Source organism: Rhizobacter sp., from assembly GCA_021153565.1.
In the GTDB taxonomy this organism is placed as follows: domain Bacteria; phylum Pseudomonadota; class Gammaproteobacteria; order Burkholderiales; family Burkholderiaceae_C; genus Albitalea.
In genome coordinates this window covers 1-10361 of sequence record JAJKJU010000242.1, presented here as the reverse complement: position 1 = coordinate 10361, position 10361 = coordinate 1, and the positions used below count along the sequence as shown (strand labels likewise).

At 67.1% G+C, this 10361-nt stretch carries 8 protein-coding genes; 4 read left to right on the top strand and 4 right to left on the bottom strand.

Annotation, left to right across the window (positions count from 1 at the left end):
* The coding region (locus AC30NL_RS15695) for a hypothetical protein (RefSeq protein WP_489464935.1) at positions 1 to 231 on the top strand (231 nt) is incomplete at its 5' end.
* 194 nt (positions 232 to 425) lie between these two features.
* Here AC30NL_RS15695 and AC30NL_RS15690 read toward each other — a convergent pair.
* On the bottom strand, positions 426 to 2204 hold the full coding sequence (locus AC30NL_RS15690; protein WP_489464934.1) for an ABC transporter permease: 1779 nt from the start codon (positions 2202 to 2204) through the stop codon (positions 426 to 428).
* 3 nt (positions 2205 to 2207) lie between these two features.
* Complete coding sequence (locus AC30NL_RS15685) at positions 2208 to 2960, bottom strand: ABC transporter ATP-binding protein (RefSeq protein WP_489464933.1); 753 nt, start codon at positions 2958 to 2960, stop codon at positions 2208 to 2210.
* Positions 2961 to 3368: 408 nt separating this feature from the next.
* Between AC30NL_RS15685 and AC30NL_RS15680 the strand changes: the two genes are divergently transcribed.
* The 3 genes from AC30NL_RS15680 to AC30NL_RS15670 are packed head-to-tail and all read left to right on the top strand — an operon-like array spanning position 3369 to position 8435.
* Positions 3369 to 4619 carry a P-type ATPase actuator domain-containing protein gene (locus AC30NL_RS15680; RefSeq protein WP_489464932.1) on the top strand — a complete coding sequence of 417 codons (1251 nt, stop codon included), beginning with the start codon at positions 3369 to 3371 and terminating at the stop codon, positions 4617 to 4619.
* Positions 4525 to 5802: an HAD-IC family P-type ATPase gene (locus tag AC30NL_RS15675; protein ID WP_489464931.1), complete on the top strand. Its 1278-nt coding sequence runs from the start codon at positions 4525 to 4527 to the stop codon at positions 5800 to 5802. Before AC30NL_RS15680 ends, AC30NL_RS15675 begins: the two co-directional genes overlap by 95 nt.
* Positions 5799 to 8435, top strand: coding sequence for a cation-translocating P-type ATPase (locus tag AC30NL_RS15670; protein ID WP_489464930.1), 2637 nt, complete (start codon positions 5799 to 5801; stop codon positions 8433 to 8435). The genes AC30NL_RS15675 and AC30NL_RS15670 overlap by 4 nt, the downstream gene beginning before the upstream one ends.
* A gap of 397 nt (positions 8436 to 8832) precedes the next feature.
* Here the strand turns inward: AC30NL_RS15670 and AC30NL_RS15665 are convergent, their stop codons facing one another.
* Both AC30NL_RS15665 and AC30NL_RS15660 read right to left on the bottom strand, forming a co-directional pair.
* Entirely contained in the window at positions 8833 to 10134 is a 1302-nt protein-coding gene (locus tag AC30NL_RS15665; RefSeq protein WP_489464929.1) for an aminotransferase-like domain-containing protein, read from the bottom strand.
* Between the two features lie 47 nt (positions 10135 to 10181).
* Positions 10182 to 10361 (bottom strand): hypothetical protein (locus tag AC30NL_RS15660; RefSeq protein ID WP_489464928.1); only part of this gene is annotated, 180 nt, incomplete at its 5' end.

Here is a 10361-nt window from a genome sequence, read left to right as displayed (position 1 = left end):
GCTCTCGAAGCGCATTGCGGCGTTGCGCCTCCTCGCCATAGCGACGGCCATGACTCGTCGGCGCGCCTTGCACTGCGCTCCGACAGCGGCGCGATCAACCGACACTTGAGGCTTGACGCGACACTAGGCGCAAAGTGCGGCCATAGCACGAGCTATGGCTGCACTTTGCGCCTAGATCAGGCGCCTTTTGACGTGCTGCTCGGACACGCTCGAAATACTCTCAGCCTCTGAAGACTGCGTTCAGACCTTGCGTGGCTTGACTCGCGCGCCATCCGGGAGCGAAGCAGGCGGATAGACGATGACCGCCGTGCCTGTCTGGGGCCCGGCCTGAAGCCAGGCGTGAGTGCCGTTTCGCGCGCCCACCGTGACCTCTGCCAGGCGTGCATGCCCTGCGAGGCTGAGAGTATTTCGATCATGCCCGCTCATCACGCCAAAAGGCCCATCATTTCGCGCACCGTGCCGCCCACCGGCAGCTCCAGCACGCGTGCACGGCCCTCCAGCACCTCCACGCGCACCATGTCACCGGTCTTCACGCCCAGCTTGTCAGCCAGCCGGTCGGTCAACACCAGCCCACGCCCTTCGAGCAGCATCTCGTGCCGATCGGCGTCGATGACCCGGTACAGGTCGGCACGGCCCGAGTAGCCGCGGATCATGCCGCGCTCGCGCCGGTGTCCGTTGACGAAGGTCACGAGCACGAAGCGGGTCGACTCCACCGACAGCACGCCCGGCAGGCGTGCCAACTCGCGGCGGGCGCCGTCGTCCATGGCCTCGGCGGACCACACGGTGAGTTCGCCGCGCAGCCCCAGGGTGAGCTGTGCGTCCAGCACCACCTCCATCGCATCGCGCACGAAGTTGCCCATGATCACGATGGCCACCGCGGCCGCGACGCCACCCACGGCCAACGCGCTGCGCCACGGGCGCCGCTCGAGGTTCCTCACGATCATGCGCAGGGCCGGTGCCATGCGCGTGAAGCCCAGCCGTTCGAGCAAAGTGCGCCGGTAGCGGCCGGGCGCTGGCGCACGCATGGCCTCGGCAGGCGGCAGGCGCACCGTGGCGACGATGGCATTGAGCGTGCCGGACACCGCCGTGATCAGCGCCACCGCCATGCTGGTCGCCAGCAGCCAGGGCGCGATGCGGTGCTCGAAGCTCGGAAAATGGAAGAACTCCGCATACAGGCCGGTGAACATCGTTCCCAGACGCTCGCCGAGCAGCAGCCCCAGTGCCAGGCCGAGCGACACGATCGCCAGCACCATCTTCAGGTAATGGACGCCGATCGCCCAGTTGGGATACCCGAGCGCCTTCAAGGCCGCGATCTGCTCGCGCTGCGTGGCCACCAGCCGCGACACCACCACGTTCAACAGGAAGGCCGCCACCGCCAGGAAGATCACAGGCAGCACCGTGCCCAGCACGCTTTGTTCCTTGATCTCGTTGTCCAGCATGGCGTGCGACGACTGGTCATCGCGGCCGTGTGCCTCATGTCCGCCGTAGGGGGCGAGCAGGCGGGTCATCCCATCGATGGTCGCTTGCTGCGAGGCGCCAGGAGCTAGCTTGACCGACACCTTGTTGAAGACGCCGGCCATGTCGTAGGCCGCGGCCAGCGCCTCGCGGTCGATCCAGAACACGCCGAAGCCGCGGGTGTCCGGCATGCCCCACAGGCCAGCGAAGATGAACTCGGGTGACAGGGCCAGACCCGTGACCACCAACGTGCGCTGGCGGCCGTTGATGAGCGCGGAAAGACGCGACCCCGGCCGCAGGTGCCTGGCCTGTGCGAAGCCTTCGGACACCAGCGCTTCGATGGCACCGTCCGAGCGAGGGCCTTGCAGGACGCTGCCGCTGCTGACGGTCACCCGGTTCATGCGCTGCGGCTCGCGCAGGTCCATGCCGATGAGCTGCCCGATGACGGGGTCGGGCAGGCCAGGCAGTTCCACGCGCACGATCTCTTCCAGCGTGGTCTGCACATCGGCCATGCCCGGCACTCCACGCAGGTTCTCGGCCATTGCATTCGGTGCGCGCTTGACCGCGGCGAAGACGTCGGCGAAGCGCCCTTGCCCGTAATAGCGGTCGCGCGCCAGCGCCAGCGAGTCCACCGCCGAGAGGCTGGTGACGAAGCCGCCGACTCCGCTGGCCACCACCAGGGCGATGGTCAGTACCTGGCTCCACATGAGCCACAGGTCGCGCAAGAGCTTGCGGTCCAGCGCCTTCATGCTTCACCACGACAGCTCGCTGGGGCTGCGCTTGTGCGTGTTGGCCTGCACGCGCTGGATGCAGCCGTCGCCCAGCACGACGACGCGATCGGCCATGTCAGCAATGGCAGCGTTGTGCGTGATAACGATCGCTGTCGTGCCCAGGTCGCGGTTCACCTTCGCGATCACCTCCAGGACCAGCTTGCCCGTCTGATAGTCCAGCGCACCCGTGGGTTCATCGCACAGCAGCAGGTCAGGGCGCTTGACGATGGCCCGCGCAATGGCCACGCGCTGCTGTTCGCCGCCGGAGAGTTGGGCGGGAAAGTGATCACGCCGGGGCGTGAGGCCCACCATGTCGATGGCCTCGTCCACTGGCATCGGGTTCGCGACGATGTCGGTAACCAGGGCGACGTTCTCGCGCACGGTGAGGCTGGGGATGAGGTTGTAGAACTGGAAGACGAAGCCCACGTGCTCGCGGCGGTAGGTGGTCAGCTCGGTGTCCGTGGCGTTCGTGAGTTCCTGCCCGTGGAAGTGGATGACACCGGCGCTGGGCACATCCAGGCCGCCCAGGATGTTCAGCAGCGTGGACTTGCCGCTGCCTGAAGGTCCCAGCAGCACAATGAACTCGCCGCGGGCCACGTCCAGGTCCACGTCATGCAGGGCGCGTACCTGTACCTCGCCCGCCCCGTAGGTCTTGGCAAGGCCCCGAACACGGAACACCGCGTCGGTGAGGCCGGACTCGACCGGCTTCAATCGAGGGGATGGGTCAGCAACCATGCCAGTGCAGCTTTAGGATTTGGCCCGAAACAGTTCCGGTCCAAATCCTTCGCATGCCTGGCAGGCTAGGCTGCTTCGAGTTCGTGCGGCTTGACGGCGCTCAAGTGCGGCCGCAGCCGCTGCGCCATCGTCGTAACGACCCGCAACCAACATCCACACCCAAGCGCTGGTTTGAGAATGATCAAGCCAGACGTTGCCACGGGACATAGACTGCGATGTCAAGGCTCGGGATCCGACCATGAATCGCTCTTCGTCCACGAATGGCAGTCCGGGAATAGGTGTTGTCTTGCTCACAAACGTGGATGCTGGCGTGTTGCCAAAGGACCAGTGCAGTGTTCCACGCATCACATGAGTGAGCGCGCAGCTCCTGCTGGAAGGTTGCCGCCGGGCATTGCTCATGAACAGGGGTTGACCAGTGCCCAGGTCGCCTCCGCACGGCAGACTCACGGCTTCAACGACATCGTGGCGGAGCCGGCGAGAGGGTGGCTGGCGGTCGCGCGTGACACGGTGCGCGATCCGATGCTGTGGTTCCTGCTCGTGACCGCCACGCTGTTCGCTCTGCTCGGACAGTTGCGAGAGTCGTGGATCCTGCTGCTGGCCCTTGCGCCGCTGCTCGGGATGGACGCCTGGCTGCATCACCGCACGCTGGCATCGGCCGCCGGCCTGGCCGCCCGGCTGGCGAGCACGGCGTCCGCGCTGCGCGATGGACGCTGGATCGATGTTCCTTCGCGAGAACTCGTGCCATGCGATCTCGTCGAGGTCATGCCGGGCAGGTACTTTCCGGCGGATGGCCTGCTGGTGGCCGGGCGAGAACTGCAGGCCGACGAGTCGACGCTCACGGGCGAGTCGCTGCCCGTGCGCAAGTCGGCGCTGCAGGCCCCCTGGAGCGCAGGCCAGCGCCTGTCCGAGGTGCACTGGGGAACGGCCGGTACCCGCCTGCTCACCGGGACGGCCCGCCTGCGCGTGGTCTTCACAGCAACCGACACCCACTACGGCGAGATCGCACGCAGTGCGGCTGAAGGCGGTCATGCAGCCACGCCACTGCAGCAAGCGATCGGCCGTCTCGTCGCGGTGCTGCTGGCCGCCTCGGTCGCCCTGTGCGTGGCCCTGGCCGCGACGCGCCTGTGGCAAGGACATGGCTGGATCGACGCGCTGCTGAGCGCGGTCACCTTGGCGGTGGCAGCCCTGCCCGAGGAGTTTCCGGTCGTGTACACCTTCTTCCTCGGCCTGGGGGTGTTTCGCCTGGCGCGCAGGAAGGCGCTGGTCCGGCGCGCCGTGGCGGTGGAGAACATCGGGCGCGTCAGCTGCATCGTTTCTGACAAGACGGGCACCATGACGGCAGGCACGCTGGTGCTGGCACATGGCCGACCGGCACCGGGCCATGACGACGCATCGCTGATGCGCACGGCATGGCTCGCCACGCGACCCGACAGCGGCGATCCGCTGGACGAGGCGCTGCATGCCGCGGGCAGCCCCGATGTCCAGTGGAGGCGCCTGGCCGACTTTCCGTTCACCGGAGGCGCGAAGACGCGAGACCGTGCTGTGGAACACAGACCATCAACAGGTGGCGGCCTGCACCAAGGGCGCTCCGGAAACCATTCTTGCCCTGTGCGCATTGACGGTGGACGAGGCCCGGGAGGTGAGGGCTCAGTTGTCTGAGTCGGCCGGTTCGGGCCACAAGGTGATTGGATGCGCCGAGCGGATGCTGCCCGGGTCCTCGGCGGCCGTGGAGCCCGACGACGGATTCCGCTTCCGCGGCCTGCTGGCGTTCGAAGACCCTGTGCGCCCGGGCGTTCGTGACGCTGTCGAGGCCTGCCGAGGTGCGGGCATCCGTGTGGTGATGGTCACTGGCGACCACCCCGAAACAGCAGCGGCCATCGGACGCGAGGCCGGGCTCGGCGGCGGGGCGCCGAAGGTGGTCGTGCTGGACGATGGTGCCGCCGGCGCCGCTCTCGCCGACGCGACACGCCACGTGGACATCGTGGCCCGCGCGACGCCGCAGCAGAAGCTCGAGCTGGTCAAGGCGCTGCAGGCCGAAGGCGAACTGGTGGCCGTCACGGGCGACGGGGTCAACGACGTGCCGGCATTGCGGCAGGCGGACATCGGTGTCGCGATGGGTGAGCGCGGCACGCGCAGCGCCAGGGAAGTGGCTTCCATCGTGCTGCTGGACGACAACTTTCGCACCGTGGTGGTGGCGGTGGCCGAGGGGCGACAACTGTTCATGAACCTTCGGCTGGCCTTCGCCTACCTCGTGCTGGTTCATCTCCCGCTGGTGGTGGGCGCAGCGGCCATCCCGTTGATGGGCCTGCCATTGCTGTATCTGCCCATCCACATCGTCTGGCTGGAGCTGGTCATCCACCCCACGGCCATGCTGGCGTTTCAGGACTTGGCGTCGAGCGATTCGCTGGCCGCGGTGGAGCGGCAGCGCCGCGCACGGTTCTTCTCGCCGGGCGACTGGTGGCGCCTGGTCTGCGTGGGGAGCCTTTCCTGCACCCTGGTTGTCTGGGGCTACCTGCACGCCTTCGGCATCGACAAGGACGTGGCACATGCGCGTGCCATGTCGATGTCCATTCTCCTGCTGTGCAGCGCCGCCTATGCCGCTGCGCTGACCGGACTGCGCCAGCCTGTGGCCCGGTGGATCGTGGCGTGCACGCTTGCACCCCTGGTGTTGCTCGTGCAGGTGCCGGCGCTCAGCGCATGGCTGAGTCTGAGCCCCTTGCACCTGGCCGACTGGGGGCTGGCCGCGGCCGGCGCCGTGATGGCCTATGTGGGGACGCGCTGGCTGGCGCGCGGCCTGTCGAACCGCGCACCGGCCGGTGAGTCGTCATCGGAACTCCCATGACCCAGGCACCGGTCCTGCCTTCGCAGGAATGGCATCGGCGCGATGCACAGGATCTGGCGCAAGAGCACCGGGTGCAGTTGAACCAGGGCTTGCAGGAGGAGGACGCGCGGCGGCGTGCGCAACAGCACGGGCCGAACGCGCTCGCGCAAGCGGATCGCCGGTCTCCTTGGCGGCTGCTGCTGGACCAGTTCACTGATTTCATGATCCTCGTGCTGGTGGGGGCGGCCGTGTTGTCGGGGCTCATCGGCGACATCGTGGACACGCTGGCCATCGTCATCATCGTGCTCATCAACGGCATGGTGGGCTTCGTGCAGGCCTGGCGGGCCGACCGCGCGCTGGCCGCACTCCAGCGACTGGCTGTCGCACAGGCCACCGTGCTGCGGGACGGTCAGGTGCGCCGCATCGAAGCCACCGCCCTGGTGCCAGGCGACGTGGTCCTGATCGAGGCGGGCAACCAGGTTCCGGCGGACTTGCGGTTGACCGAGGTGGCACGCCTGCTGGTCGATGAATCGGCGTTGACCGGCGAATCGGTGGCGGCCGAGAAGCTCACGCGTCCTTTGGACGGGACGGCAACGACGCTGGGAGACCGGCTGAACATGGTCTACAAGGGCACGCTCGTGACCAAGGGGCGCGGCAGGGGCCTGGTGATCGCCACGGGAATGCACACCGAACTTGGCAAGATCGCCGATCTCATGGCGGGCAGCGAAGAACGGCTGACGCCGTTGCAGCGACGGCTGGCCGAGTTCGGCAAGCGGCTGGCAGTGGCTGTGCTCGGCATCTGTGCGGTGATTCTTGTCGCCGGCTTGCTGCGAGGCGAGTCCTGGGTGCTGATGCTGCTGACGTCGATCAGCCTCGCAGTGGCGGCGATCCCGGAGGCGCTGCCCGCCGTGGTCACCGTGCTGCTCGCCCTGGGCGCACGCCGCATGGTGGCCTTGAGCGCACTGGTGCGCCGTCTGCCGTCCGTGGAGACACTGGGCTCGGTCACCGTCATCTGCTCGGACAAGACTGGAACGCTGACTCAGAACCGCATGCGTGTCGAGGAAGTGTCGGTGTCTTGCGCCGAGGTGCGACCCGAGTTGCTGAGAGCGGCTGCACTGTGCAACGACGCGCAGTTCGATGAAGCGGGCTGGCAGGGCGACCCGACGGAGGTCGCACTGGCCCAGGCCGCCGCGCAAGAGGGGCTGGCGCACGCGGACGCCGCGGCATCGGCGCCGCGCGTTCAGGAACTGCCCTTCGACTCCGAGCGCAAGCGGATGACCACCGTCCATCGGACTTCGCAAGGCCTCGTGGCCTATGCCAAGGGGGCGCCGGAGTCGGTGCTTCCCCAATGCGCCAGCCGGTGGCATCCGGGCGGACCGCAGCCGCTGGACCAGGCAGAGTCTGCCGCCATGGCGCAGGGCATGGCCACGCGGGGATTGCGCGTGCTGGCGTTTGCCCGGCGCCGGATCGTGCAAATGCCTGCGCCGAATCACCTTGAAGGCATCGAGCAGGAGATGGAGTTCCTCGGGCTGATCGGGCTGCTGGACCCGCCGCGTCCGGAGCCGGCGGCAGCGGTGCGCGACTGCCTCGCTGCCGGCATCACGCCGGTGATGATCACGGGTGACCACCCTGCAACGGCACTGGCCATTGCCTGCCGCTTGGGCATCGTGCCGAGCAGTGCCGTCGAGCAAGGCGCCGGTGCAGTGCTCACTGGCGCTGCGCTGGCGGCGCTCGACGACGAAATGCTGCGCGCGAGCGTGCGCACGGTGCGTGTCTACGCACGGATGGATCCGGCGCAAAAGATCCGCATTGTCGAGGCCCTGCAGTCGCAGGGAGAAATCGTCGCAATGACCGGCGACGGCGTCAATGACGCGCCCGCGCTCAAGCGCGCCGACATCGGCGTGTCCATGGGCCACGGCGGCACCGACGTGGCCAGGGAGTCGTCAAGCCTCGTGCTCCTGGACGACAACTTCGCCACCATCGTGGCAGCGGTGCGCGAGGGACGGCGCATCTACGACAACATCCGGAAGTTCGTGCGCTACGCCATGACCGGCAACTCGGGCGAGATCTGGACGATTTTCCTGGCGCCGCTCGTGGGCCTGCCGATCCCGCTTCTTCCGATCCACATCCTCTGGATCAACCTGGTCACCGACGGGTTGCCCGGCCTGGCACTGGCCGCTGAACCGGCCGAGCGTGGCGTGCTGCAGCGTCCGCCGCGTCCTCCTCAGGAAAGCGTGTTCTCCCGCGGGCTGTGGCAGCACATCCTGCTGGTTGGACTGCTCATCGGCGGGCTGTGCCTCGGGGTGCAGGCCTGGGCAGCGCGGGAATCTCCGGCGCACGCCCAGACGATGGTGTTTACCACGCTGGCCTTCGCCCAGATGGCGCACGTCCTGGCGATCCGCAGCGAGGTGGATTCGCTGTGGCGACTCGGACTGCGCTCGAACTGGCCGCTGCTTGTTGCGGTGTTGTCGACGTGCCTTGTACAACTGTGCATCGTCTACGTTCCGTGGCTGCATGACTGGTTCAAGACGGCGCCGATGACGGCCGCGGAGCTCGGCATCTGTGTCGCAGCGGCAGGGGTGGTGCTCGTTGCGGTGGAAGGCGAGAAGGCTTGGCGCCGGAGATACTCGATCCGCTCAGGATCACGCCAATGACCGATCTCTTTGCCGCCACCCGGTCAAGCTGGACTTCAACCATTGCATCGACGCATCACTCAGCCTCTCAGCCGGTTCTTTGCCGTTCGTGCTTGTCGCTTCACGGCGCTGCCAACGAGGCCAGGCACTGTTGCGCAGCAAGGCGAACTTATCGGTGTCACGCAGCTTCGGCTGCTTGGCGGGATGCATTCCAGAACCAGCGCTTCGCGTACTCCGTGGCCAGCACGTAGGCCGCCACCACGCCGAGCATGGCTGCCAGGGGAGGACGACGAATCCGAACAGCCCGCCAAGGGCGTGACACACGGCAGCAGCACGATGCCAGGGCCACACCCGCTGTGGCCCACGACCGCAGCCCCTCACCCATCCTCTCCCCAGAGGACCTTGAAAGGGGTGCCTCTCAGATGTCAATGAAATGCTGCATCCACGCCGCCAGCCGCCTGATGCCCTCTGCAGCCTCGTCCGGAGTGACATAGCTGAACGAGAGCCGCAACTGGGGCGAAGGCGACTGGTCGAGAAGAAAGTAGCTCATCGGCGTCCATGTCACGCCGTACCGCTTTGCACAATCCAGCAGCTCTGCGTTGCCGATCGGGCGGGGCATCGTCACGGTAAGAAAGAAGCCACCGCTCGGCCGGGTCCAGGTGATCGGCCGGCTGCCGTCGGCGCGGCGGGGTGCGTACTTGTCCAACGCGGCGAGCATGGCGTCACGGCTGGCATGGATGGCGCGCACGCGGGGCTGCACGTAGTCACGCAGGCTGCAATCATGGGCCAGGAGCAGGCCGCCAACGACGGCTTGCATCAGCGCAGGCGTATTCACGCTCAGCAGGCTCTTGGCCTTGGACATCTCGTCGGCCAGACTTGCGGACTCCCCTACAGCCACAGCAACACGCTGTCCCGCCACGACATAGCCCATGCGCAGTCCCGGGAACACAGTCTTGGCAAAACTTCCGAGGTAGATCACACGCTCGCCGCCCTCCAGGCTCTTCAGTGGCGGCAGCGGCTGCGTGTCGTAGCAGAAGTAGCTGTAGGCGCCATCCTCGATCAGCAGCAGATCCAGGCTCTGTGCGGCCTGAAGGAGGCGCCGCCGCTCGGACACGCTCAGGGTCAGCCCGGTCGGGTTCGCATGGTCGCTGCACAGATACAGCACACGGGCGCGCCGGCCGAGGCGCGCGAGGTCTTGCACGGTCTTCTCCAGGGCGTGCAGGTCGATGCCCGTGTCCGAGCAAGGTACGCCGACGACGTCGATGCCCAGCAGTCTCGCGGCCCCGGCCATGCCGATATAGGCCGGGTCGACCGTCAGTGCCACATCGCCGGGCCTGCCGCACAGCGTGAGCAGGCACAGGCACATGGCCTCCTGCGCGCCGATGGTGACAACGATGTCGTTCCCTGCAGCGAGGATGCCCTCGTCGCGACGTAGCAGCCGGGCGATCAGCCCGCCGATGACGCCGTTCGTTCGCCCGTATTGGCCAAGCGAGTCGATGCCGTGGCGGTCAGCTTTGTGGAGCTGTGTGAGATCGCCCTCACGGACGAAACGCTCTATGTACGGCAGCGTGGCGCCGATCGCGAAGTGCTCTTCGGGCGGGCGTCCCGGCGCGAGCGAGATGGCCTGCGGAAACTGCATGGCCACCTGATTGAGGAAGTTCATCACTCCCAATGCGGGATCGGATAGCGCGGGGTTCACATGCTCGGTGCCGAGCTGCACGATAGGCTCCATGGTCGTCGGCGTGGCGCTGCGTCGGGCTCAGCCTCTCAGTACAACTGGCGTGTCTCGAGCGAGCTGAACAGTCGGCGCACATTCTCGTCAGAAAAGCCTGTGTAGTTGCGACGTTCGATCAACTCGATCATCAGACCTGTCGCCGGGTCCCGCATGCCGAAGATCTGCGAGAGACCTTCTCCATCGAGCCGTGGTGTACTGAACTCCAGTCCGCG